Source organism: Nocardia farcinica (assembly GCF_001182745.1).
Lineage (GTDB): Bacteria > Actinomycetota > Actinomycetes > Mycobacteriales > Mycobacteriaceae > Nocardia > Nocardia farcinica.
On the sequence record NZ_LN868939.1, the window covers coordinates 239,523 to 262,597 of the forward strand.

Sequence of the window (23,075 nt, forward strand, 5' to 3'; positions counted from 1 at the left end):
AGACACAATTCGTACACAGGCATCTCAGATCCTCTGGACACAAGGGTGTTGGATTTGCCGCGATATCGCCGAGCCCCGGTTTCCCCCACCGCCGAAGCCCCTCAAGTACACACTGAATCAACCTAGAATTGGTGCCTCGCAAGCCAATTCGCACGAAACTCGTTGGTCGTCCATCGTGGGGCGGTGCACGAAGGACCGGTCCACGAAGGCACGGTCCACCACGCGCCGGTGCGTGGTGGACCTACCCTGGTAGGGAGGCACGGAGGATGACAGGTTCGACACTTCCCAGGCGAGCGCTCGGCCGAAGGCTGCGCGAGCTCAGAGAGCGGGCGAACAAGAGCCAGCTCGCCGCGGGCACGCGCATCGAGGTGTCCAAGCAGACGATCGGCCGCGTGGAGGTGGGAAGGCCCGCACGGATCAGCACCGCGCAGTACCGGGAACTGCTCGACCTCTACGGGGCGAGTGAGGCGGAGCGAGAGGAAGTGCTCGAGTTGCACAGGGAGGTGCGGGCGATCAACGACAGCGTCTCGACGCAGGGGTGGTGGCGCGCGTACTCCGACGTGGTCAATCCGCATTTCAACCACTACATGAGCCTCGAGCAGGCGAGCGATCGGGTGACCGCATTCCAGCTGACGCTCTTGCCCGGTCTCGTGCAGACGGTCAATTACCGACGCTGGATCGAGAGCACCACCGATCCGGCGGTAACCGCCGTCGACGTAGAACGGCGGCTGGAACTGCTTGCGCGGCGGCAGCATCGACTTATCGAGTCACCCGGCCTCCAACTGAACGCGCTGCTCTCCGAGGCTGCCCTTCGCCACCAGATCGGGGGTGCCGAGGTGATGGCCGAGCAGTTGCACCACCTCATCGATGTCAGCCGCTTGCCCAATGTCTCTCTTCGAGTCGTCCCCTTCACGGCGGGGCCGCATATGGGCCTGCGCACACAGAGCTTCGTCCTCCTGTACTTCCCGCCGCTTTCGGTGCACGTGGAACCGGAACCACCGATCGTGTACGTGGAGGGCTACACCGGCGCGCTGTTCCTCGAGGAGGATGCACTGGTCGCGCTCCACCGAGCGGCCGCAGAGGACATCCAGCGAGTAGCGCTGGACGAAGAGAGCACCAGGGAACTGGTGGGACAGATCGCGAAGGAGTACACAGCGTGAGTGCAGACCTATCCGGCGCACACTGGTTCAAGAGCACATTCAGCAACGCGGGCGGCGAGTGCGTCGAGATCGCCCACATGGACAACGGTGGGGTCCGTGTGCGCGACTCCAAGAACCCGAGCGGAGCCGTCTTGACCTTCACTCCGGCCGAATGGGATGCCTTTCTCGCCGGGGTGCGGGACGGCCAGTTCGACCGGCCCTGAGTATCGGAGCGTTGCCCAATGAAAGTGGAACGCCTCGCCTCGTCCAACTGAGGCGAGGCCGTTCCACCGTTGCTTCTAGATCAGTATTCGAATCACCCGATCGTTACGCTGCCCCGCGTCGATCTCGCGGGCGTCTACTCCCTGGCTGGTGTGCTGGAAGAAGGCGTCGAGCACTCAGCGTCGTACCCTGGCACTGGCGGCCATCGGAAATCACGGTGGCATCGTCGGGCGCCGAAATCCTCGCGCCCCCACGTCCCAGCCAATGAGTCCCGCGTGCGTCTCAGCAATGTCCACGGACTCTTGCGGAATTGAGGGGGACCCATTCGATGGTCCAGTCGCTATGCGGCTTGGGGTTGGTGGGTCGTGGTCCACTGTAGGGCGAACTCGGCGGGGGTGAGTCCGTGGTGGGCCGAATGGGGTCGGTTGGCGTTGTAGTCGATCCTCCAGTCTTCGATGATGACCCGGGCTTCGCGCAGGGAGTCAAAGGGCCAGGAGTTGAGCAGCTCGTCGCGCAGGCGGCCGTTGAACGATTCGATCCAGGCGTTCTGCCACGGGGAGCCGGGGTCGATGAATAGTGATCCGGTGCCGTTGAATCGGCACCAGTCGTTGACGGCGTGAGCGACGAATTCCGGTCCGTTGTCGAACCGCACGTAGCACGGTGGACCATGTATCAGGGCCAGGCGGTCGAGAACGTCAACCACGCCATCGGCGTTGATGACGCGGTCGACGTGGATCGCCAGGGCTTCGCGGGTGAACTCGTCGATCACGTTGAGCATTTTGATGGTTCGGCCGTCGGCGGTGGTGTCGAATTGGAAGTCCATCGCCCAGATCACGTTCGGCCGGATTGGGCACATCGCCCCAACCGCGGTCCCGATTCCGGTGAGCCGTTTCTTCCTGCGGCGCTGGGAAACTCGCAGCCCCTCCTCGCGCCACAGGCGGCGGATGCGTTTGTTGTTGACCGTGAAGCCCGCTTTGCGCGCGGCGATCGCGGGGGGCTGCTGCAGGGATAGGTGTCATCGATCTGGCTTGCCGGGAGGCGGGCCTGGAAGGATGTCATCGTGCCCAAGCCCTATCCCCGCGAGTTCCGTGACGACGTCGTCCGCGTTGCCCGCAACCGCGACGAAGGGGTGACCCTGGACCAGATCGCCGCCGACTTCGGGATCCATCCGATGACCTTGTCGAAATGGATGCGCCAAGCTGATGTCGACGAGGGCGTGAAGCCGGGAGCAACGACCTCGGAGTCGGCTGAGTTGCGGGAACTGCGGCGCCGTAACCGGCTGCTCGAGCAGGAGAACGAGGTCCTGCGCCGGGCCGCTGCCTATCTGTCCCAGGCTCAGCTGCCGGGAAAAAGATCTACCCGCTCGTGAAAGAGCTCGCCGCCGACGGGATACCCGTCGTGGTGACGTGCCGGGTGCTCGAGCTCGCTCGCCAGCCCTACTATCGGTGGCTGGCGAGCCCGGTCACCGCCGCGGAACTCGCCGAGGCCTACCGGGCGAACGCCCTGTTCGACGCTCACCGCGACGACCCGGAATTCGGCTATCGGTTCCTCGCCGACGAAGCCGGTGCCGCGGGTGAGCCGATGGCCGGTCGGACAGCGTGGCGGATCTGCTCGGCGAACCGGTGGTGGAGTGCGTTCGGCAAACCCCGCCGCGGCTCGGGAAAACGGCCAGGACCACCGGTCCACGACGACCGAGTCCACCGGGACTTCACCGCTGATCGCCCGAATCGGTTGTGGCTGGCCGATATCAGCGAGCATCGGACGGGTGAGGGAAAGCTCTATATCTGCGCGGTCAAGGACGTGTTCTCCGGTCGGATCGTCGGCTATTCGATCGACTCCCGGATGACCTCGCGGCTGGCGGTGACCGCTCTGCGCAACGCGGTCGCTCGCCGCGGTGAGGTGGCTGGCTGCGTGGTCCACACCGACCGAGGGTCGCAATTCCGTTCGCGGCGCTTCGTGCACACGCTGAACAGGTTTCGCATGGTGGGCTCGATGGGCCGGGTCGGCGCCGCGGGTGACAACGCGGCGATGGAGAGCTTCTTCAGCCTGCTGCAACGCAACGTCTTGGACCGGCGCGGCTGGGGCACCCGTGAACAGCTCCGGATCGCGATCGTGGTCTGGATCGAGCGCACCTACCACCGGCGGCGGCGCCAGGACCGGCTCGGCCGGTTGACCCCGATCGAGTACGAAGCGATCATGACCCCGGCAGCCCGACACGCTGCCTAACCACTGTCACCTGTTCGTGCACCAGCCCCGATCGCAGTAGCTGATCTGCCTTCAGCGCTCAGCTCCGCGCCTCGCCGGACGATGACGGCAATGGAAAGAGTCGAGCGCGATGCCATAGTGGCTGCGCTACGGGACAGCGGTGGCAATCGCGTCGCCGCCGCGAAGTTACTGGGGATCGCGAGGTCGTCTCTCTACCGCAAGATCGACACGTTCGGCATCCACGTGTGATCGCGCAGAATGCGGTGATCCGAGAGTCGTCCTATGGCCTTGCGTCCGGTAGCGGTGACTGTCGGGAGGTGCAGTTGATTTCATGCCGGAGAGCAGGTTTCCGACGCACCAGGTCTGATCGCAGGTGCTCGGGTAGTTCAGTCTGCCCGGGGAGGTGTGGCTGAATGTGTAGTCCTGACCATCGAATTCACGCACGATCGCGTGGTGGTCGATCATGCCGGAGGCCGACCGCGGTGCCGGGGCACAGTTGAACACACACGATGTCGTTGTTGTATCTGTTTGTGGTGTCGAGCTGCCTACGCCCTGGGCAAGCGTGGCGGTGGCGCGCGCTTGCAGGGCAGGTGGGCTGCTCTCTCGCAATCGGTATGCAGCACAGCCCGACCGGACTCATGGCCGAGTATCAGGGTGCAGGATGGTTCGTCTCCGGGCGACCTCGGGAAATCGATCGCCCTTGCGGCAAGCCCGTGGGAGATGGTGTTCGCGCTCGACCTGTTGCACCCAGACCTCGAACGGCGTGGCAACACCACACCGCTGCGGGTGTTTCGACACCCGCAGCGGTGTGGTTTCCGTGCGTCGGGTGGGGGATTTCACCCGATCTCGTTGATGTCGTCGTGTGGCTGTTCGGCGAGCGCACCGGTTACGCGAGCGGTCAACGGATCGAGGTCGATGTCCGATGCCGCGGCCTGGGATGGAACCGGGTCAGGAAAGGGCTCGATAGACGGCGGTCTCCATGTCGAGGTAACCACCGAGCGAGCCGGGGTCGGCGAACGGGAAGATCTGCGTCGCCCAGTAGCCTCCGATCTTGTTGTGCCGGTCGATCCAGTAGTAGAGGTTGGCCAGGCCTGCCCAGGCGAGAGAGCCTGCGGGACGGCCCGTGGGTGCTTCGGTTTCGTTGGTCATGAACGTGTAGCACCAGCCCTTGCGCTGGCCAGGGAAGAACTCGGCGTCGTTCGACAGCGACCCGATGACACCCGGAAGCATCTTCACGGTCAGGTCGCCGAGGTCGTTTCTGGTCGCCCACTCGACGGTGTCGGGGCGGAGGATGACGGTGCCGTCGTCTGCCTTGCCGTCGTTGAGCCACATCCGGATGAAGGCGAGGTAGTCACCGACGGTGGAGAACAGTCCGTGCCCACCCATGTCGACCTCGGGCGGGGTAGGGATGACGAAATCGGTGGCCTGGAGCCCGTCGTCGGTGCGCTGGTGCATGGTCGCCAGACGCGCGCGCATGTCGTCGGACGGAGTGAAGGACGTCGATGTCATGCCGAGTGGGTCGAGGACTCGTGTCTTCAGCGCCTCGCCGAGGCGGGTGCCGACGATGCCTTCGATCACCTGGCCTGCCCAGTCGATATTCGCGCCGTACTCCCACTGGGTGCCGGGATCGAACAGCAGCGGTGTCTTGAGCGCGTCCTTGGTGGCGGTGACGATGCTGGGCTGACCATGGTTCTCGGCGAGGCGGTTGTACGTCTCGTTGAAAAAGTCGTATCCGAAGCCGGCGGTGTGCAGCAGTAGTTGGCGGGTCGTGATGTCGGTCTTCGGTGCTCGCAGCAGCGGCTCGCCGTTCGAGTCGAAGCCCTCGATGACCTGGAGTTCGCCGATCGCGGGCGCGTACTCCTCGGCCGGGGAATCAAGGTCGAGATCACCGGACTCCACGAGTTGCAGCGCCACGGTGCCGGTGAGCGCCTTGGTGGTCGAGAAGATGCTGAAGACGGTGTCATCGGTCATCGGCTGGTCGTTGTCGACAGACCGCACCCCGGCGGACTCGATGAACATAGTTTCTTGGCCGTTCGTCATGCCCGCCACTACTCCGGGCACGGCACCGCTGTTCACCGTGGCGTGGATGGCTTCGCGGGCTGCGTCGACGACGCGCTGGGTATCGGACATGCGAGGTTGTTCCTCTCGTTCGGTCGACAGTGACGCTGCTCCAAGTTTTACGAACGTGTGATGGACGTCTCAACCGCCGTGGCGGCGCAGTTTCGCTCTGTTTCCCCGCCGAATGGCGGGTCCCTCAGTCGAAGGGCCGCCGTATTCTCGATCCGAGTCTTCGAGGAGGTGACGTGACGATGGCCCGAGCCGTGCCCCATCCACCATTCGATGCCGAACTCAAGGCGGGATTGGCTGTTGTAGGCGGCATGTTCCCTCCGACCGTCACTGCGGACCTGATCGAGTTCATGCGTACGTCCTATGCGTCCCCTCCGATGGACGAGGAATTCGACCGCCGCCGGATCGCGGTGAACGAAGTGACCTTCTCAGGGGGCGATGGCGCTGCCGTCACCGCTGCGGTGCTTCGTTCCCGGGACGTCAGCGGGCCCCGTCCTGCGGTGCTGTACGCGCACTCCGGAGGGTTGATGTTCGGAGACATGTTCAGCGGCCTGGATCTGGTGCTGGACTGGGTGACCGAACTGGGGGCGGTCCTTGTCACGGTCGATTATCGTTTGGCCCCTGAGTATCCCGACCCCTGCCCGCGTGAGGACATGTATGCCGCCCTGGAGTGGTTGGCTGCGCATGTCACCGATCTGGACGTGCGGGCGGACCGAATCCTGGTCGCCGGTGCCAGCTCCGGTGGCGGACTGGCAGCCGGTCTCGCGCTGGCTGCGCGGGATCGCGGTGGTCCCCGGTTGTGTGGGCAGGTGCTCGACTATCCGATGCTCGACGACCGGTGCATGACCGCCTCGATCGAGCAGTTCGACGGTATCGGTGTGTGGGACCGGATCAGCAACGAAACCGGCTGGACCGCGCTGCTCGGTGAACAGCGGGGCACCGATTTTGTCTCTCCGTATGCCGCCCCGGCCCGCGCGCGGGATCTGCGTGGGTTGCCGCCGGCCTTCATCGACGTCGGCGCGGCCGAGATCTTCCGGGACGAGGCGATCGACTACGCCAACAGGATCTGGCAAGCCGGTGGCGATGCCGAGCTGCACGTATGGTCCGGTGCCTTCCACGCGTGCGACATCTTCGCCCCGCATACCGGTGTGGGCCGGTCCATGATCCGGACCCGCAACACCTGGGTCGAGAAAATCCTTGCGGACTGAGGGCAGGAACGGACATGCAAGAGCTACTCGGTCGGATCGCTCGCCTCGATCCCAGTGCCAGTCTCGGTCTGCGCGTCATCGCGTGCTTCGACGAGTTGATCGTCGGCAACGTCAACACCCGTGCCCTGCTGGCAACCGCCGCCGCGCTGGCCGGTTGTACTGCAGGGTCCCGGCAGAGCGTCCCGCCACGGACTCTACGAGTCACTCCGAAAGGAGAAGCAGTGCAGGGTGAATCGCCGACAGATTCTTCCAATCTGCACGTGGCGTCGGAGGACGGCATCGATGTCTGGCTCGAACGCGACGGTGCTGCTGGGCCGAACGACGCACTCATCCTCGAGCGCCTGGCACTGGCCGTGCGGATCCGGAATGGGCGTGGAGCCCGGGAGATCGACAATCGCCGCCACCTCGGCATACTCACCGGTCGCGAGAGCACTCCCGACGAGCGCTTGACCGCGGCGAGTGCGCTCGGATTGTCGGCAACGGGCATGTATCGCCTCGTTGTGGCACCGCTGTTCGCGGTGTGGCGCAATCATCCCGCCGGCCCGGAGGACGTGATCGCCACCCCGTTCGGTCCGGTCCACGCCGTCGTTGTGCCGGAGCGGTACCCGCCGTTCGGCGCTTCGCCGTGCGGTATCGGAACGGCCACGTCGCCGGACTCGTTGGATCGGTCGTTCCGGACCGCGATGGTCGCTCTGCGCCTGTGCCGAGCGCCGAAGGAACCCCAGGTCGTTGCCGACTCCTACGGGGGTCTGATCGAACTGCTTGCCGACGCCGATGAGCACGCTCCGCACAGCGACGCCGACCGCGTCGAAGCCATCGCACACTACGCCTGGGGGATGGAGACGATCGACGCCGTCGTCGCTGCGCAGTCCGTTCGGGAAGCGGCGCGACTGCTCAACATCCACCACAGCACTCTTCAGGGCAGGATCGATACCATCACTGCGACACTCGGGTTCAACCCGTTCGAGGGATTCGGGCGTAGCCGGCTCGGGGCAGCGTTCCTGCTACATCGCTTGCGTACGTCGACAGTCCTCGACCTGCCGGCGGCTGCGGCACCCGGCAACGTCGCCGCGACACGAGCATTCTCTGCTGCCGAACTCGCCGAGGCCGAGTCCTATGCCAGGGAAGCCGGCGGGGAGGTCGAGCACCTGTCCTGAGCGGTATCCGGTCAGGAGATAGGGGACAAGGTGGCAGCATCACTGGAGAATTTCCGATGAGCGCCGTCACAAAGGAAGTAACCATGGCGAACCTCTACGACCACAACACCGGCGAGGTCCCGCCCGCCGCCGACGCCGCGGTGTGGCCGAACAGCCGCGGCGCCTACGTGCAATGAGCCGCCGACGTAGACGCGACTGGTCCGCGTCCGGGCTACCCCGCCTACGGGACGCCTGGACACGGGCCTTGTCGTCTGAATTGGGTCGGCAGGGCCGCGACATCGACGTGGCACGCGCCCACGGGGACCAAGCTCCAGCGGAGGTGCGGGAGGCCGTACGCGTCTACGACGCCACCCTCCCCGCACGCGAGGCGCTCATCGAGCACACCAGCCGCGCCGAGCTGTACTGGGTAACCGCGCCGATGGTGTGAGGGGGAGTCGAGCATGTCGGCACCTGTTGCGACAAGGGCGGGGAGTTCGGTCAGGAAGTCGATGCGGAAGTCGGCCAGTTCGGCCACCGAAGGCGAGTCCCGGTGGATCCACCCCCATGGACCGCGCTGGATGAACGCCGTCCGCATCCCCAGCGCCTTGGCCGGGGCGATGTCGTTGTCGAGACGGTCACCGACATACAAGATGACGTCGGCCGGCCTGTCCGCCTCCTCGATGATTCGATGGAAGAACGCGGTGTCGGGCTTGCTCACACCCCACTCATCGGAGGTCGCGATGAAGTCACAGGGCAGATCGAGTCCACGGAGCAGCTCACCGGCGCGCGCCGTCTGGTTACCGACTACGCCCACCCAAATTCCCGCTGCCCCGAGTTCGGCCAGGGCGGGGCGCACGTCGGCATACAGGTCGTCCTCACCGAACCATTCGGGCCGACCTGCGGCGGCGCGAGCCTCCCGTTCGGCGGTGAGGTCGAAGCCGGGGCGAAACACCTGGAAGGTCTCGCGGTAGTCCAGCCCCCGAGCGATGGTCGCGCCGAGTACGGCGACGAAGGTGTGCCGGGGAACTCCGAGCCAGTCGGCCCAGGTGCCATATTCGCGGGTCTCATCCACCAGGGTCTCGCCGACATCGAACACGACCGCCTCGATCACCACGTGGCTCCCCCTGCGATCTACACACTGGACCCGCTTCAGTGCGCGGGATCGGCCAAAGTGTAATCACCGCGCCACGGGCGTTGACGTCGTAGGCGCAGGCGCGCAGCTCGAGACCGTTTTCCAGCCGCGGAGAGCTGGGGGCTGTGCGACGATAGACCTCTGGTCGACCACACCGTGCAGCGAGGGGGCGGGTCATGGAGCGTGCGACGGTCTACCGCTGGAACATCCGCAACGGCACCGGCGTGCTGACGCGGACGGACGGCTCGCTCGCGTGGTTCCACTTGTCGACGGTGGAAAAGGGGGACGTTTTCACGCTCAGTGAAGGCGATCCGGTCGATGCCGAAATCGAGAATGTTCCTCAGGGGGGTACGAATGTCGAGCGGTATCCGTGCGGAGGCACGTGGAGTAGCAGTTGGAGTGTCAGCGCTTTTATGTTGCGCAGCAACTATTCTGACGGGTGCTCCGCCCGCCGGCATAGGAATAGCTTTGGTCCCTGGATGAAAGTGATAAATGTCCCCCGCCGAGGACAGCGGCGAATAACGAATGACACTGACGCGAGGCCGATCTGACCGACATCACCAACTTCGGGTGCGGGACCCGGCGACTGCGAGCCCCGCACCGTCCGAGATCAGGACTCCAGGCGCTCGATGATGGTCGCATTCGCCGTGCCGCCGCCCTCGCAGATGGTGAGCAGCCCGTAACGCCCGTTGCGGCGCTCGAGCTCGTTGAGCAGGGTGGCGAACAGCTTCGCGCCGGTCGCGCCGAGCGGGTGGCCCAAAGCGATCGCCCCGCCGTTGACGTTGACCTTCTCCGGATCCGCGCCGGTCTCCTTGATCCAGGCCAGCACCACCGGCGCGAACGCCTCGTTGATCTCCACCACGTCGATGTCGTCGATGCTCAGCCCGGTCTTTTCCAATGCCCACTTGGTCGCCGGGATCGGCGCGGTGAGCATGAAGATCGGGTCCGCACCACGCGCGCTGACGTGGTGGATGCGGGCGCGGGGCTTCAGCCCGTACTCCTGCACCGCCCATTCCGAGGCGAGCAGGGTCGCGCTGGCACCGTCGGAGATCTGGCTGGCCACCGCCGCGGTGAGCGGGCTGCCCTCGGCGAGCGGGGGTAGGGAGGCCATCTTCTCCAGGCTGGTCTCGCGCGGGCCCTGGTCGATCCAGAAGTCGCCGACGGGGACGATCTCGTTGTCGAAGCGGCCGTTCTTGATGGCGTCGCGGGCGCGTTCGTGGCTGCGCAGCGCCCATTCCTCCATGTCGCGGCGGCTGATGTTCCACTTCTCGGCGATCAGCTGCGCGCCGCGGAACTGCGACACCTCTTCGGTGCCGTAGCGGTGGTCCCAGCCCTGGGCGCCGACGAACGGGGAGTCGAAGCCGTATTCCTTGCCCGCGAGCATGGCCGCCGAGATCGGGATGGCGCTCATGTTCTGCACGCCGCCCGCGACGATCACTTCGGCGGTGCCGCTCATGATGGCTTGCGCGCCGAAGTTGATGGCCTGCTGGCTGGAGCCGCACTGGCGGTCGACGGTGACGCCGGGCACCTCCTCAGGGTAGCCCGCGGCCAGCCACATGGTGCGGCCGATGTTGCCGGCCTGCGGGCCGACGTTGTCGACGCAGCCGACGATCACGTCGTCGACGTTGATCGGGTCGATGGAGTTGCGATCGAACAGGCCGCGCAGCGCGGCCGCGCCGAGGTCGGCCGGGTGCACGCCGGCCAGGGCACCGCCGCGCTTGCCGACGGGGGTGCGCACCGCGTCGACGACGTAGGCGTCACGCAACGGGGCGTAGGGGCGGCGGGCCGAAGGTGCAGACATCAGAACTCCTAGTGGTGCGCAGGCGCTACGCCTGGTCGGTGCGCTCGGGCACGGTGAGCCCGTCGAGCACGATGGTGAGGTACTGCTTGGCGAGGTTCTCCACGGTGATCGGGCCGCCGGGCCGGTACCAGCGCACCGCCACCCACACGGTGTCGCGCAGGAAGCGGTAGGCCAGCTCGACGTCCAGCTCCGGGCGGAAGCTGCCGTCGGCGACGCCGTTGGTGAGCACCCGATGCCACAGCGCGCGGAACTCGCGGTTGTATTCGTCGATGTAGGCGAACCGCTCCGCATCGCGCAGCCGCTTGGCCTCGGCCTGGTAGATGGCCACGGCCGCGTGGCTGCGGTCGAAGGACTCGTAGGAGGCGAGCACGAGGGCTTCCAAGGTGTCGCGCGAGCTCAGGCCCGCCGCCACGATCTCGCGATAGCGGCCGAACAGATCGTCGAGGAAGCCGCGCAGGATCTCGTCCACCATCGACTCCTTGGAATCGAAATGGTGGTAGAGACTGCCGGACAGGATGCCCGCGGCGTCGGCGATGTCGCGCACCGTCGTCGCCCGCAACCCCCGCTCGGCGAACAGCTCGGCGGCCAGCCCCAGCAGCTCGGTGCGCCGGGTCGATTTCGAGGCGTCAGGTGCGGTCACGCGAGCCATGATACAACCAAGCATTTGCTTGGTGCCAGCCCAAGCTGTCGCATCTCAGGCTCGCTGGCTGCTGATGGAGACTACTTCGCCGGTGAGGTAGGTGGTGTAGTCGCTGGCGAGCATGGCGATGGTGGCGGCCACTTCCCACGGTTCGGCGGCGCGGCCGAAGGCTTCTCGTTCGGAGAGGCGATCGAGGAGTTCGGACGAGCTCACCTTGTCCAGGAAGGCGTGCCGGGCGATGCTCGGCGCGACCGCGTTGATCCGCACACCGAGTTCGGCGGCCTCGATGGCGCTGCACCGGGTCAGGGCCATGACGCCGGCCTTGGCGGCGGCGTAGTGGGCCTGGCCGTACTGGGCGCGCCAGCCGAGCACGCTGGCGTTGTTGACGATCACGCCGCCGTGGCCGGCCGCGCGGAAGTAGTTCAGCGCGGCGCGGGTGCAGCGGAAGGTGCCGTTGAGGGTGATGTCGAGGACGCGGTCCCACTGCTCGTCGGTCATGTCCACGACCGGGGTCTCACCGCCCAGACCGGCGTTGTTGACCATGATGTCGATGCGACCCAGGGCGGCGGCCGCGCCCCGCACCAGCTCGTCGACCTGGGTGGTGCTCTGCACGTCACAGGCGATGGCGGCCACCCGGCGCTCGGGGAACTCGCCCTTCAGCTCGACCTCGGTCTCGCCGAGCCTGCGCTCGTGCCAATCGGAGATCACCACGTCGGCGCCCTCGGCGAGCAGCCTGCGGGCGGTGGCCGAGCCGATGCCGGTGCCCGCGGCGGCGGTGACGACGGCGACGCGACCGGTCAGCAGGCCGTGACCGGGAATCGGCTGCGGGGCGACAGACAAGGGTCCGCTCATGGGCGGGCCTCCCGAGGGAGCCCGAGCACTCGCTCGGCGATGATGTTGCGCTGCACTTCGTTCGAACCTCCGTAGATCGTGTCGGCGCGGGTGAACAGATACAGCCGCTGCCATTCGTCGAGATCGCCCTCGCCCGCCACCAGGCCCTCGGCGCCGCGCACCGCCATCGCCAGCTCGCCGAGCCCGCGATGCCAGTTGGCCCACAGCAGCTTCGCCACCGAGGCCTGCCCGGATTCGTCGATGCCGCCGCCCTCCATGGTGCGCAGCGCGTGGGCGCGCAACACCCGCAGGCCGACCCAGGCGCGGTCGATGCGGTCGGCGATCAGCGGGTCGTCGGCGGCGCCGGTGCGCCGCGCCAGCGCCTCGATGTCGGCCAGCTCGCGGGCGAAGCGGATCTGCTGGCCCAGGGTGGAGATGCCGCGTTCGACGGCCAAGGTGCCCATCGCCACCTTCCAGCCGTCGCCGGGCTCGCCGACGACGAGGTCGGCGTCGGTGCGGGCATCGTCGAAGAACACCTCGTTGAACTCCGAGGTGCCGGTGAGCTGGATGATCGGGCGCACCTCGACACCGGGCTGTTTCATCGGCACGAGCAGGTAGGACAGGCCCTTGTGCCGGCTCGACCCCTTCTCGGTGCGGGCGACGACGAAGCACCAGTCGGCCACGTGCGCCAGCGAGGTCCAGATCTTCTGCCCGTTGATCGACCACTGGTCGCCGTCGAGGTGGGCGGCGGTGGTGATGGCGGCCAGGTCCGAGCCGGCGCCGGGTTCGGAATAGCCCTGGCACCACAGCTCGGAGACCGTGCGGATGCCGGGCAGGAAGCGCTGCTTCTGCGCCTCGGTGCCGAAGGCGAGCAGGGTCGGGCCGAGTAGCTCCTCCCCCACGTGCGAGACGCGCGCGGGCGCGTTGGCCCTGGCGTATTCCTCGTGGAAGATCACCTGCTGGCGCACGCTCGCTTCGCGGCCACCGTACTCCTTCGGCCAGCCCAGGCAGGTCCAGCCCGCGGCGGCCAGGTGCCGGTCCCAGGCCAGCCGTTCGTCGAATGCCTCGTGTTCGCGGCCTGGACCGCCGAGTCCGCGCAGCTCGCGGAATTCTCCGTCGAGATTCTCCGCCAACCACTCCCGCACTTCGGCGCAAAACGCCGCGTCCTGCGCGGCGGTGCCGGATTCTGAGGTCTGGATCGCAACCACGTCGGTAGGATAACCTACCAAGCACTTGCTTTGTAGAGCGCCGGCCCAAGTCCCCGGATCCGGCTCGCGCACCGACGGTGAGGAAACTCCGTGACTCCCCCTGCTCAGACGACACCGATGGCACTGCACGACGCCGCGCGCACCCACGGCGCGGCGCCCGCGCTGGCCGACGGCGAGGTCCGGCTCGACTGGACCCAGCTGCTGGCCGAGGTCCAGCGCACGGCGCGCGCGCTGATCGCGCGGGGCGTGCGCCGCGGCGACCGGGTCGCCATCTGGTCGCCGAACACCTATCACTGGGTGGTCGCCGCCTTGGCCGCGCATTACGCGGGCGCCGCGCTGGTGCCGTTGAACACCCGGTACGTCGCCGACGAGGCCGCCGACGTGCTCGGCCGGGTGCGCCCGGCGGCACTGTTCGTCGCAGGCACCTTCCTCGGCCGCGACCGTCTCACCGAACTCCGTGCCGTCGCACCGGAATTGGCCATCGAAACCGTGGTGGTGATCCCGGTCGAGCCGGGCACCTCGGTACCCACCGACGCGCGCACCCTCAACTGGCCGGATCTCGACGCCGCCGCCGAGACGGTCACGCCGGCCGAGGCCGAACAGCGGGCGCGCGAGGTCGACCCCGAGGACCTGTCCGACATCCTGTTCACCTCCGGCACCACCGGCCGCAGCAAGGGCACCCTGGTGGCCCACCGCCAGGCCATGTCGGTGGTGCGGGCGTGGGCCGAACGGGCGACGCTGCGGGCCGACGACCGGTACCTGGTGGTCAACCCGTTCTTCCACAACTTCGGCTACAAGGCGGGCTTCCTGGCGTGCATGGTCACCGGGGCGACCATCGTCCCGCAGGTCACCTTCGACGTGCCGCGCACGATGCAGCTGATCGGCTCGGAGCGGATCACCGTGCTGCCCGGCCCGCCCACCATCTACCAGACCATCCTGGACTTCCCCGGCCGCGAGTCCTACGACCTGAGCTCGCTGCGGGTCGCCGTCACCGGCGCGGCCACGGTGCCGGTGGTGCTCATCGAGCGGATGCGCTCGGAGCTGGCCTTCGACGTGGTGCTCACCGCCTACGGGCTGTCCGAGTCGGCGGGCTTCGGCACCATGTGCAGCCCCGACGACGACGCGGTCACCGTCGCCAACACCTGCGGCAGGCCGATCGCGGACTTCGAACTGAAGCTGAGCGAGGCGGGCGAGGTGCTGCTGCGCGGACCGAACGTGATGCTCGGCTACCTCGACGATCCGGAGGCCACCGCCGAGACCATCGACGCCGAGGGCTGGCTGCACACCGGCGACATCGGCACCGTCGACGAGCGCGGCTACCTCAAGATCACCGACCGGCTCAAGGACATGTACATCAGCGGCGGTTTCAACGTCTATCCGGCCGAGGTCGAACAGGCGCTGGCCCGGCTCGACGGGGTGGCCGAGTCGGCGGTGATCGGGGTGCCCGACGAGCGGATGGGCGAGGTCGGCAAGGCGTACGTGGTGCGCAAGCCCGGTGCCGAGCTCACCGAGGAGCAGGTGATCGCGCACGCCAAGACCGTGCTCGCCAATTTCAAGGTGCCGCGCTTCGTCGAATTCCGCGACCAGCTGCCCTACAGCGCCGCCGGGAAAGTGCTCAAGCGTCAATTACGTGAGGAGAAGCAGTGATGTCAGACCAACCCGCCGGGGTGCCCGACGAAGGCGAGGTCGTCACCTACGAACGGCGCGGCCGGGTCGCGATCGTCACCATGAACCGCCCCGACTACCGCAACGCGCAGAACTCGGTGATGACCTACGCCCTCGACGCCGCCTTCGAGCGCGCCGTCGAGGACGACGAGGTCGGGGTGATCGTGCTGGCGGGCAACGGCAAGCACTTCAGCGCGGGCCACGACATCGGCACACCGGGCCGTGACCACCACGTGCGCTACCAGAACAAGGCCACGCTGTGGTGGGACCACGTCGACAAGGCGGGCGGCGATCAGCGTTTCGCCCGCGAGTCCGAGGTCTACCTGGGCATGTGCCGGCGCTGGCGGGAGATCCCGAAGCCGACCATCGCGATGGTGCAGGGCGCCTGCATCGCGGGCGGGCTGATGCTGGCCTGGGTGTGCGACCTGATCGTCGCCTCCGACGACGCGTTCTTCTCCGATCCGGTGGTGCGCATGGGCATTCCGGGCGTGGAGTACTTCGCCCATCCGTGGGTGCTCGGGCCGCGCGCGGCCAAGGAATTCCTCTTCACCGGTGACCGGTTCGGGGCCGCGCAGGCCAAGGAGTGGGGCATGGTGAACCGGGTGGTGCCGCGCGCCGAGCTGGAGGCCGAGACGATGGCGCTGGCCGAGAAGATCGCCGCCATGCCGCGCTTCGGGCTCGCGCTGACCAAGAAGGCGGTCAACCAAGCCGAGGACCTGATGGGCATGCGCACCGGCATGGACTCGGTGTTCGGCCTGCACCATTTCGCGCACGCGCACAACGCCGAGGTCGGCGCCGACTCGCTGGGCGGCATGAACGCCCGTTCCATGCGGGACTCGGCGCGCACGGCAGAGCAGAACGGGACGGCGTAGTGGATCTGGAACTGGATCAGGCGGCGCAGGACTTCCAGCGGGAAGTCCGGGAATTCCTCGCCGCGAACAAGCCCGCGCAGCCGCTGCCCTCGATGGACACCAAGGCCGGGTTCGAGGCGCACCGCGACTGGGAGCGCACCCTGGCCGAGGCCCGGTTCTCGGTGGTGTCCTGGCCGCGCGAATACGGCGGGCGCGATGCCTCGCTGCTGGAATGGGTGCTGTTCGAGCAGGAGTACTACGCCGCGCAGGCGCCGGGCCGGGTCAGCCAGAACGGCATCTTCCTGCTCGCGCCCACGCTGTTCGAGCACGGCACCCCCGAGCAGCTCGACCGGATCATGCCGCGGATGGCGCGCGGCGACGACATCTGGGCGCAGGCCTGGTCGGAGCCGGAGGCGGGCAGCGACCTGGCGGGCATCCGCTCGACGGCGCGGCGCACCGAGGGCGGTTGGCTGCTGAGCGGCCAGAAGACGTGGAGTTCGCGGGCGTCGTTCGCGGACTGGGCGTTCGGGCTGTTCCGCAGCGACCCCGAGGCCGAGCGGCACAAGGGCCTCACCTACGTGATGTTCCCGCTCACCGCCGAGGGCGTGTCGGTGCGGCCGATCCCCCAGCTCGACGGTGAGCCGGGATTCGCGGAGATCTTCCTCGACGACGTGTTCGTGCCCGACCAGGACGTCATCGGCGCGCCCGGCGAGGGCTGGCGGGTGGCGATGAGCACCTCCAGCAACGAGCGCGGCCTGTCGCTGCGCAGCCCGGGCCGGTTCACCGCCACCGCGAGCAGGCTGATCGACCTGTGGCTCGAGCGCGGCGAGCGCACCGACACCGCTCAGCGCGACGCCGTGGTGGACGCCTGGATCCGCAGCGAGGCCTACCGCCTGCACACCTTCGGCACCGTCACCCGGTTGAACGAGGGCGGCAAGCTGGGCGCGGAATCCTCCATCACCAAGGTCTTCTGGTCCGAGCTGGACATCGCCATGCACGAGACCGCGCTCGACGTGCTCGGCGCCGACGCCGAACTGGCCGGGCGCTGGACCGACGGCTACCTGTTCGCGCTGTCGGGCCCGATCTACGCGGGCACCAACGAGATCCAGCGCAACATCATCGCCGAGCGGCTGCTCGGTCTACCGAGAGGAAGCAGCCGATGAGATTCGCGCTCAGTCCCGAGCAGGCCGATTTCGCCGCCAGCGTGCGCAAACTTCTCGACGCGGGCCGCACGCCCGCCGCGGTGCGGGCCTGGGCGGCGGGCGACCGTGAACCCGGCCGGGCGCTGCTCGGACAGCTGGCCGAGCAGGGCGTGCTCGGTCTGGCCATCGACGAGGACAACGGCGGCATGGGCGCCGAACCGATCGACCTGGTGGTGGCGTTCGTCGAACTCGGCCGCGCCGCCGCCCCCGGCCCCCTGGTGGAGAGCGCCGCCGCGATTCCGGCCCTGCTGCAAGCGCTGCCGGACGCCGACGCCGCGCAACGCTGGCTGCCCGGCATCGCCGAGGGGTCGGCGCTGGCCACCATCGCCTTCGAATCCGCCGGTACGACAGTGGCATTGGACGCCGAGGCCGCCGACGTGGTGTTCGTGGTCTCCGGCGACCGGATCACCGTGGGCCGGGCGACAGGCGAGGTCCGTTCGGTGGATCCGGCCCGGCGGTTGAGCACGGTCGCGCCGGGTGAGACGGTGGCCGAGGGCGAGCCGGCGCGCGCCGCGGTGGCCCGCGCGTTCGACGCGGGTGTGCTCGCCTGCGCCGCCCAGCAGTTGGGGGCGGGCCGCGCGCTGCTGCACGCCGCGACCGAATACGCCAAGCAGCGCAAGCAGTTCGGCAGGCCGATCGGCGAGTTCCAGGCCGTCAAGCAGAAGCTGGCCGACGTGCTGATCGCGCTCGACCTGGCCGAGCCGCTGCTGTATCGCGCGGCGCTGACCTTCGACGAGCCGAGCCGGGAGCGCGATGTGTCCGCGGCCGCGGTGGCCTGCGGGGACGCCGCGTACACCGCCGCCCGCGCGGCCCTGCAGGTACACGGTGCGATCGGCTACACCGCCGAGTACGACCTGTCGTTGTGGTTGACCAAGGTCACCGCACTGCGATCGGCGTGGGGCACCGCCGACGTGCACCGCGGGCGCATCGCCCGCGCGCTCCGCGAGGAGGCGCTGCGCGAACGAGCACTGCGAGGCACCGCGTGAGCGGGTCAGCGCCCGAAGGCGGCAGCGCAGCATCACCACGCAGGGCGCCCCGATCACGCGAGAAAGGCACAGCGTGAGCGGGTCAGCGCCCGAAGGCGGCAGCGCAGCATCACCACGCAGGGCGCCCCGATCACGCAAGAGAGGTACAGCATGAGCGAGAGCGAATTGAAGGAGTTCGCCGACTCGGTGCGGGCGCTGCTGGGCAAGCACGCCCAGCCCGCGGCCGTGCGGGCGGCGATGGACACCGACCTCGGCTACGACCCGGCGTTGTGGCGGCTGCTGTGCGAGCAGATCGGCGTCGCCGCGCTGGCGATTCCCGAGGAGTACGGCGGCATCGGGGCGAGCCTGGTCGAATCCCTGCTGGTGGTGGGCGAACTGGGCCGCACGCTGGCCGGTGTGCCGATGCTCGGCTCGGCGGTGCTCGGCGCGCAGGCGCTGCTGCTGTCCGGCGATGACGAGGCGTGCGCCCGGCTGCTGCCCGAGGTGGCCGAGGGCGGCCGCACCCTGGCGGTGTGCTGGGCCGGCCCGCGCGGCTGGGACGAGCCCGGCGTGCGCGCCCGGGGTGAGAGCCTGTCCGGCACGGCGCATTACGTGCTCGACGCGGCCGGAGCCGGCACGCTGATCGTGGTGACGGCGGAGGGCTTGTTCGAGGTCGCGGCCGATGCCGAGGGCGTCGCCCGGCGGGTGGTGCCCACCCTCGATCCCACCCGCAAGCTCGCCGAGGTCACCTTCACCGAGGTGCCCGCCCGGCGCCTCGGCACGGGCGATCCCGCCCCGGTGATCGCCCGGCTACGCGAGGTCGCGTGGGCCGCCGTGGCCGCCGAGCAGGTCGGCGCGGCGCAGCGGTGCCTGGAGATGACCGTCGAGTACACCAAGTCGCGGGTGCAGTTCGGCAGGCCGATCGGCAGCTTCCAGGCGCTCAAGCACCGGATGGCCGACATGTACGTGCTGGTGGAGTCGGCGAAGTCCGCCTCCCGGCTGGCGACGGAGTCGGTGGCCACCGGTGCGGAATCGGCGGCCGAGGATGTGTGGGTGGCGCGTGCACAGTGCTCGCGGGCCTTCACCGACGTGGTCGCCGAGACCGTGCAGATGCACGGCGGCATCGCGATCACCTGGGAGCACGACGCGCACCTGTTCTTCAAACGCGCCCACGGCGACGCGCAGCTGTTCGGCCCGGCCCGGCGGCCCCTGCCGCTGACCGCCTGACCCCGGTACGGGCCCGACCTGCACCGACGAGACCCCGGCGAGCCCGCTCGCCGGGGTCTTCGGCGTCTGGAGTGGGATATTTCACGAGAAATATATAGTTAGCTTAGGTAATAATGTTCTGGTGCGGCATGCTGCGGTGACCAGGGCGGACGACACGGTCGTCGATCTCGTCGTCGCCGCGAGCAGGCTCACCCGGCTGGCCGGGGCGATCGCCGACGACGATCTGCCCAGGGCGACAGCCCGGGCCCTGGCGGTCCTGGACGAGCACGACGCGGTGCGCGTCAGCGAATTCGCCCGCAACTACGGGTCGTCCCAACCGGCGGCAACGGCGCTGCTCGGCCGACTCGTCGACGCGGGCTATGCGAGCAGAAGCAAGGACCCCGCCGATTCCCGGGCCGTCGTCGTCGCCCTCACCCCGGCCGGACGCGAACGGCTCGCCCGGGTGCGCGCGGCCTACGGCACGGCGATGACCGCCCGGCTCGCCGACGGCATCGACCCCGAACGCCTGCGCTCCGCACACGACGTCATGACCGAACTGCTGGCGGCGCTGTCCACGCCCGCGCCCCGGCCCGACCCGTCGAGGACTCCCCACCCATGAGCACCGCGACCCACGCGCGCCCGAGCGCGCCGGAATCGACCAGGCAACCCAAGGCAGTCTGGGCGGTGGCATTCGCCAGCGTCATCGCCTTCATGGGCATCGGCCTGGTCGACCCGATCCTCAAGCCGATCGGCGAACAGCTGCACGCCTCCCCCTCGCAGGTGTCGCTGCTGTTCACCAGCTACATGGCCGTCACCGGCATCGCGATGCTGGTCACCGGTGTGGTGTCCAGCCGGTTCGGCGCGAAGAAGACACTGCTGGCCGGTCTCGCCATCATCGTGGTGTTCTCCGCGCTGGCGGGCATGTCCGACTCGATCGGGCAGATCGTCGGTTTCCGCGCGGGCTGGGGCCTGGGCAACGCCCTGTTCATCGCCACCGCGCTGGCCACCATCGTCGGCGCCGCCAGCGGCGGGGTCGCCAAGGCGATCATCCTGTACGAGGCGGCGCTTGGCATCGGCATCGCGGCCGGCCCGCTGCTGGGCGGTGTGCTCGGCGACATCAGCTGGCGCGGGCCGTTCTTCGGCGTCGCGGCGCTGATGGCGATCGCCTTCGTCGCGATCGTGGCGCTGCTGCCGGAACTGCCCAAGCCCGCGCAGCCCACCTCGCTCGCGGCCCCGTTCCGGGCGCTGCGCCACCGCGGACTGCTGATCGTCAGCATCACCGCGCTGCTCTACAACTTCGGCTTCTTCACCCTGCTCGCCTACACCCCGTTCCCGCTGGACATGGGCAGCTACGCGATCGGCTTCATCTTCTTCGGCTGGGGTGTGCTGCTGGCGATCACCTCGGTGTTCGCGGCCCCGCGCCTGCAGCGCCGCTTCGGCACGCTGCCGATGATCGCCACCGTGCTCGGCCTGTTCGCCCTCGACCTGGCGGTGATGGCGATGTTCGCCGAGCACAAGCCGGTGCTGATCGTCGGCGTGGTGCTCGCGGGCGCCTTCCTGGGCGTGAACAACACCCTGATCACCGAGGCCGTGATGATCTCCGCGCCGGTCGAGCGTTCCACCGCCTCGGCCGCCTACAGCTTCGTCCGCTTCGCCGGTGGCGCGGTGGCCCCGTGGCTGGCGGGCAAGCTCGGCGAGCACATGGTGGCGCTGCCGTTCTGGGTGGGCGCCGCCTGCACCGCCGCCGCCGTCGCCGTGCTGCTCCTCGGCCGCAACGCCCTGGCCCACATCGACGACCACGACCCGGCCCCGCACTCGATCACCGAAGCCCAGGCCATCACCCTCGGCGACGACTGACCCGTCACTCCCCGTGACGGAACCGGCAGGCGACGTACAGAACGGTCGCCGGCCGAGACTCACTCCGGGATCGGGAGGACGCCCTCGTCGACCGCCCACTTGATGGTCTTCTCCAGGCTCGGGCAGGTGTCGGGGCGGCCGGGGGCGGCACCGGATTCGGCGAGGCCGGCGAAGACCGGGCAGCGGGTAGCGGGTGGCTCGGTCCACTCCACCGAGGTCTGGTGCGCGCTGTACTTGCGCACCAGCACACGGCTGTGACACCCCTGGCAGTGCAGGGGTGTCATGCCGTCCTCGAGGTAGCGCTGCTTGTCGAGCGCGGTCTGGGCCTGCACCGCCGCCCGCCGCGCGGGCTGATCGGCGAAGTCCGGCGCCTTGGCCCAGCTCGCGCCCATCAGACCCCGGCCTCGGCTTCCTTCTTGGCCTGCTCGGCCTCTTCGGCCTCGCGCTTGCGGCGCAGGTTCTCCGCCACCTCGGCCTCCCATGCCTCGTTCGCCTTGGTGGTGTCCACCTCGAACTCGAAGCGCTGGGTCATCTTCTCGGTCACGTCGGCCACGTCCACGTAGAACTGCTCGTACCAGCGACGCAGCTGGTAGACCGGGCCGTCCTCCTCGCACAGCAGCGGGTTCTCGACCTTGGACTTGTGCTTCCAGATCTCCACGTCCTGCAGGAAGCCGGTGCCGAAGAATTCGGTCATGCTCTTGGCGAGCTTCTCGGCGGTCGCGTCGTCGATCCCGGTCGGCTTCTCCACCGTCAAGCCCCATTGCAGGACGAAGGAGTCCTGGGTGACCGGGTAGTGGCAGTTGATCAGCACGACCTTGATCTCGTACCCGCCGTAGATGTTGGTCAGCGGGTTGATCATGTACGACGGGCCGAAGTACGACGCCTCCGACTTCAGCAGCGTCTCACCGCCGTACTTGGCCGCCATCCCGACGTCCGGGCGCCCCTTGGTCTCCAGGAACTGGGTGGCGACATGCCCTTCGAAGACGTTCTTGAAGTACGTCGGGAAGGCGAAGTGGATGTAGAAGAAGTGCGCCATGTCGACCACGTTGTCGATGATCTCGCGGCAGTTGGCGCCCTCGATCAGCAGCGAGTTCCAGGTCCACTCGGTCCAGCCGCTGTCGTGGCCGTCCTTGGGGTTGCCCTCGGCGTCGGCGTAGGGCCCCTCGATGTAGGGGATGGTGACCTCCGGGGGCGGTGGGTTGCCCTCGTGGTCGTGCCAGACGAACAGCTGGCCGTTGCGCTCGAGCGTCGTCCACTTGCGGGTGCGGGCCAGCGGCGGCACGCGCCGCGCGTACGGGATCGCGGTGCACTTGCCGTTGACGCCGGACCAGCGCCAGTCGTGGAACGGGCAGGCGATGTCGTCACCCTTGACCTCGCCCATGCTCAGGTCGCCACCCATGTGCCTGCAGTAGGCATCGAGCACCCGCAGTTCGCCCGCGCTGTCGGCCCAGACGACCAGCTTCGTGCCGAAGACTTCGACCGCGTGCGGCTTGCCGTCCCGGAACGTCTTGGCCAGGCCGAGGCAGTGCCAGCCGCGCGCATATCGCGTGGGCGTGGTACCCACATCGAGCTCCCTGACCTTCGCACCGCCCTTGGGCGTATCTGCCATCGCGATTCCTCCTCCTTCTGTACTAGAACACGTTACAAAAATGTCGCGCTCCATGCCAGCGATTCGGCCCACTTCCTGCATGGGCGCGTCCGAGTACCTGCGATGAACCGCACTTCTCGACATAAATAAGA

Annotated in this window: 20 protein-coding genes and 2 pseudogenes; 13 read left to right on the forward strand and 9 right to left on the reverse strand. The window is 68.2% G+C overall.

Translation table 11 applies throughout. The features are described 5' to 3' along the window. The first annotated feature begins 266 nt into the window (after nucleotides 1-266). Together AMO33_RS18220 and AMO33_RS18225 are read left to right on the forward strand one after the other, a co-directional pair. Nucleotides 267-1,160: a helix-turn-helix domain-containing protein gene (locus AMO33_RS18220; protein ID WP_076573949.1), complete on the forward strand. Its 894-nt coding sequence runs from the start codon at nucleotides 267-269 to the stop codon at nucleotides 1,158-1,160. Then, nucleotides 1,157-1,363 (forward strand): DUF397 domain-containing protein, encoded by a 207-nt coding sequence (locus AMO33_RS18225; RefSeq protein WP_011207023.1) that lies wholly within the window; start codon nucleotides 1,157-1,159, stop codon nucleotides 1,361-1,363. Before AMO33_RS18220 ends, AMO33_RS18225 begins: the two co-directional genes overlap by 4 nt. A 338-nt stretch (nucleotides 1,364-1,701) precedes the next feature. On the opposite strand, the pseudogene AMO33_RS18230 reads toward AMO33_RS18225, so the two are convergent. After that, nucleotides 1,702-2,352: pseudogene (locus tag AMO33_RS18230) on the reverse strand (IS3 family transposase); the annotation flags it as partial. Nucleotides 2,353-2,421: 69 nt separating this feature from the next. Between AMO33_RS18230 and AMO33_RS18240 the strand changes: the two are divergent. Together AMO33_RS18240 and AMO33_RS30495 are read left to right on the forward strand one after the other, a co-directional pair. Then, a protein-coding gene (locus AMO33_RS18240) for an IS3 family transposase (RefSeq protein ID WP_373457302.1) occupies nucleotides 2,422-3,587 on the forward strand; the annotation gives its coding sequence in 2 pieces (ribosomal slippage) (nucleotides 2,422-2,704 and nucleotides 2,704-3,587; 1,167 coding nt in all). A gap of 90 nt (nucleotides 3,588-3,677) precedes the next feature. Beyond that, nucleotides 3,678-3,815: a helix-turn-helix domain-containing protein gene (locus AMO33_RS30495; RefSeq protein WP_019288304.1), complete on the forward strand. Its 138-nt coding sequence runs from the start codon at nucleotides 3,678-3,680 to the stop codon at nucleotides 3,813-3,815. Nucleotides 3,816-4,514: 699 nt separating this feature from the next. Here AMO33_RS30495 and AMO33_RS18245 read toward each other — a convergent pair. After that, the gene (locus AMO33_RS18245) at nucleotides 4,515-5,696 is read right to left on the reverse strand and encodes a serine hydrolase domain-containing protein (protein ID WP_006902556.1); all 1,182 of its coding nucleotides are present in this window, start codon (nucleotides 5,694-5,696) and stop codon (nucleotides 4,515-4,517) included. 179 nt (nucleotides 5,697-5,875) lie between these two features. Here AMO33_RS18245 and AMO33_RS18250 point away from each other — a divergent pair, with 179 nt between their 5' ends. Further along, entirely contained in the window at nucleotides 5,876-6,841 is a 966-nt protein-coding gene (locus tag AMO33_RS18250; RefSeq protein ID WP_006902557.1) for an alpha/beta hydrolase fold domain-containing protein, read from the forward strand. Between the two features lie 14 nt (nucleotides 6,842-6,855). After that, complete coding sequence (locus AMO33_RS18255) at nucleotides 6,856-7,998, forward strand: helix-turn-helix domain-containing protein (RefSeq protein WP_060593695.1); 1,143 nt, start codon at nucleotides 6,856-6,858, stop codon at nucleotides 7,996-7,998. Between the two features lie 454 nt (nucleotides 7,999-8,452). Here AMO33_RS18255 and AMO33_RS18260 read toward each other — a convergent pair. From AMO33_RS18260 to AMO33_RS18280, 5 genes and pseudogenes are all read right to left on the reverse strand, one after another. Beyond that, a pseudogene (locus AMO33_RS18260) lies at nucleotides 8,453-9,091 on the reverse strand (HAD family hydrolase); the annotation flags it as partial. A 628-nt stretch (nucleotides 9,092-9,719) separates the two neighbouring features. Next, a complete protein-coding gene (locus AMO33_RS18265; RefSeq protein ID WP_060593696.1) occupies nucleotides 9,720-10,874 on the reverse strand; it encodes an acetyl-CoA C-acetyltransferase in 1,155 nt (384 codons plus the stop codon). Between the two features lie 61 nt (nucleotides 10,875-10,935). Then, the gene (locus tag AMO33_RS18270; protein WP_170916178.1) at nucleotides 10,936-11,559 is read right to left on the reverse strand and encodes a TetR/AcrR family transcriptional regulator; all 624 of its coding nucleotides are present in this window, start codon (nucleotides 11,557-11,559) and stop codon (nucleotides 10,936-10,938) included. 45 nt (nucleotides 11,560-11,604) lie between these two features. Next, nucleotides 11,605-12,402: an SDR family oxidoreductase gene (locus AMO33_RS18275; protein WP_060593697.1), complete on the reverse strand. Its 798-nt coding sequence runs from the start codon at nucleotides 12,400-12,402 to the stop codon at nucleotides 11,605-11,607. Further along, a complete protein-coding gene (locus AMO33_RS18280) occupies nucleotides 12,399-13,589 on the reverse strand; it encodes an acyl-CoA dehydrogenase family protein (protein WP_011207013.1) in 1,191 nt (396 codons plus the stop codon). Before AMO33_RS18280 ends, AMO33_RS18275 begins: the two co-directional genes overlap by 4 nt. Nucleotides 13,590-13,679: 90 nt before the next feature. Here AMO33_RS18280 and AMO33_RS18285 point away from each other — a divergent pair, with 90 nt between their 5' ends. From AMO33_RS18285 to AMO33_RS18315, 7 genes are all read left to right on the forward strand, one after another. Next, nucleotides 13,680-15,236, forward strand: a complete 1,557-nt coding sequence (locus tag AMO33_RS18285) for a FadD3 family acyl-CoA ligase (protein ID WP_275896130.1) — start codon at nucleotides 13,680-13,682, stop codon at nucleotides 15,234-15,236. Next, a complete protein-coding gene (locus AMO33_RS18290; RefSeq protein ID WP_041559787.1) occupies nucleotides 15,236-16,126 on the forward strand; it encodes an enoyl-CoA hydratase in 891 nt (296 codons plus the stop codon). The genes AMO33_RS18285 and AMO33_RS18290 overlap by 1 nt, the downstream gene beginning before the upstream one ends. After that, nucleotides 16,126-17,268, forward strand: a complete 1,143-nt coding sequence (locus AMO33_RS18295) for an acyl-CoA dehydrogenase family protein (protein WP_011207010.1) — start codon at nucleotides 16,126-16,128, stop codon at nucleotides 17,266-17,268. The genes AMO33_RS18290 and AMO33_RS18295 overlap by 1 nt, the downstream gene beginning before the upstream one ends. Further along, nucleotides 17,265-18,293: an acyl-CoA dehydrogenase family protein gene (locus AMO33_RS18300; RefSeq protein ID WP_060593699.1), complete on the forward strand. Its 1,029-nt coding sequence runs from the start codon at nucleotides 17,265-17,267 to the stop codon at nucleotides 18,291-18,293. The genes AMO33_RS18295 and AMO33_RS18300 overlap by 4 nt, the downstream gene beginning before the upstream one ends. A gap of 150 nt (nucleotides 18,294-18,443) precedes the next feature. Beyond that, nucleotides 18,444-19,499 carry an acyl-CoA dehydrogenase family protein gene (locus AMO33_RS18305; protein WP_060593700.1) on the forward strand — a complete coding sequence of 352 codons (1,056 nt, stop codon included), beginning with the start codon at nucleotides 18,444-18,446 and terminating at the stop codon, nucleotides 19,497-19,499. A gap of 121 nt (nucleotides 19,500-19,620) precedes the next feature. Further along, nucleotides 19,621-20,097: a MarR family winged helix-turn-helix transcriptional regulator gene (locus AMO33_RS18310; RefSeq protein WP_060593701.1), complete on the forward strand. Its 477-nt coding sequence runs from the start codon at nucleotides 19,621-19,623 to the stop codon at nucleotides 20,095-20,097. Beyond that, a complete protein-coding gene (locus AMO33_RS18315) occupies nucleotides 20,094-21,335 on the forward strand; it encodes an MFS transporter (RefSeq protein WP_060593702.1) in 1,242 nt (413 codons plus the stop codon). The genes AMO33_RS18310 and AMO33_RS18315 overlap by 4 nt, the downstream gene beginning before the upstream one ends. Nucleotides 21,336-21,394: 59 nt before the next feature. On the opposite strand, the gene AMO33_RS18320 is transcribed toward AMO33_RS18315, so the two are convergent. Both AMO33_RS18320 and AMO33_RS18325 read right to left on the reverse strand, forming a co-directional pair. After that, nucleotides 21,395-21,727 carry a hypothetical protein gene (locus AMO33_RS18320; RefSeq protein ID WP_060593703.1) on the reverse strand — a complete coding sequence of 111 codons (333 nt, stop codon included), beginning with the start codon at nucleotides 21,725-21,727 and terminating at the stop codon, nucleotides 21,395-21,397. Continuing rightward, complete coding sequence (locus tag AMO33_RS18325; RefSeq protein ID WP_011207004.1) at nucleotides 21,727-22,944, reverse strand: Rieske 2Fe-2S domain-containing protein; 1,218 nt, start codon at nucleotides 22,942-22,944, stop codon at nucleotides 21,727-21,729. The genes AMO33_RS18320 and AMO33_RS18325 overlap by 1 nt, the downstream gene beginning before the upstream one ends. Nucleotides 22,945-23,075: the final 131 nt, after the last annotated feature.

Excerpts from the sequence above, each read along its gene's own strand:
- AMO33_RS30495 (WP_019288304.1), top strand. The coding sequence starts at position 3,678 with ATGGAAAGAGTCGAGCGCGATGCCATAGTGGCTGCGCTACGGGACAGC.
- AMO33_RS18290 (WP_041559787.1), top strand. The coding sequence starts at position 15,236 with ATGTCAGACCAACCCGCCGGGGTGCCCGACGAAGGCGAGGTCGTCACC.
- AMO33_RS18300 (WP_060593699.1), top strand. The coding sequence starts at position 17,265 with ATGAGATTCGCGCTCAGTCCCGAGCAGGCCGATTTCGCCGCCAGCGTG.
- AMO33_RS18270 (WP_170916178.1), bottom strand. The coding sequence starts at position 11,559 with ATGGCTCGCGTGACCGCACCTGACGCCTCGAAATCGACCCGGCGCACC.
- AMO33_RS18250 (WP_006902557.1), top strand. The coding sequence starts at position 5,876 with ATGGCCCGAGCCGTGCCCCATCCACCATTCGATGCCGAACTCAAGGCG.
- AMO33_RS18325 (WP_011207004.1), bottom strand. The coding sequence starts at position 22,944 with ATGGCAGATACGCCCAAGGGCGGTGCGAAGGTCAGGGAGCTCGATGTG.
- AMO33_RS18275 (WP_060593697.1), bottom strand. The coding sequence starts at position 12,402 with ATGAGCGGACCCTTGTCTGTCGCCCCGCAGCCGATTCCCGGTCACGGC.
- AMO33_RS18315 (WP_060593702.1), top strand. The coding sequence starts at position 20,094 with ATGAGCACCGCGACCCACGCGCGCCCGAGCGCGCCGGAATCGACCAGG.
- AMO33_RS18245 (WP_006902556.1), bottom strand. The coding sequence starts at position 5,696 with ATGTCCGATACCCAGCGCGTCGTCGACGCAGCCCGCGAAGCCATCCAC.
- AMO33_RS18220 (WP_076573949.1), top strand. The coding sequence starts at position 267 with ATGACAGGTTCGACACTTCCCAGGCGAGCGCTCGGCCGAAGGCTGCGC.
- AMO33_RS18305 (WP_060593700.1), top strand. The coding sequence starts at position 18,444 with ATGAGCGAGAGCGAATTGAAGGAGTTCGCCGACTCGGTGCGGGCGCTG.
- AMO33_RS18255 (WP_060593695.1), top strand. The coding sequence starts at position 6,856 with ATGCAAGAGCTACTCGGTCGGATCGCTCGCCTCGATCCCAGTGCCAGT.
- AMO33_RS18320 (WP_060593703.1), bottom strand. The coding sequence starts at position 21,727 with ATGGGCGCGAGCTGGGCCAAGGCGCCGGACTTCGCCGATCAGCCCGCG.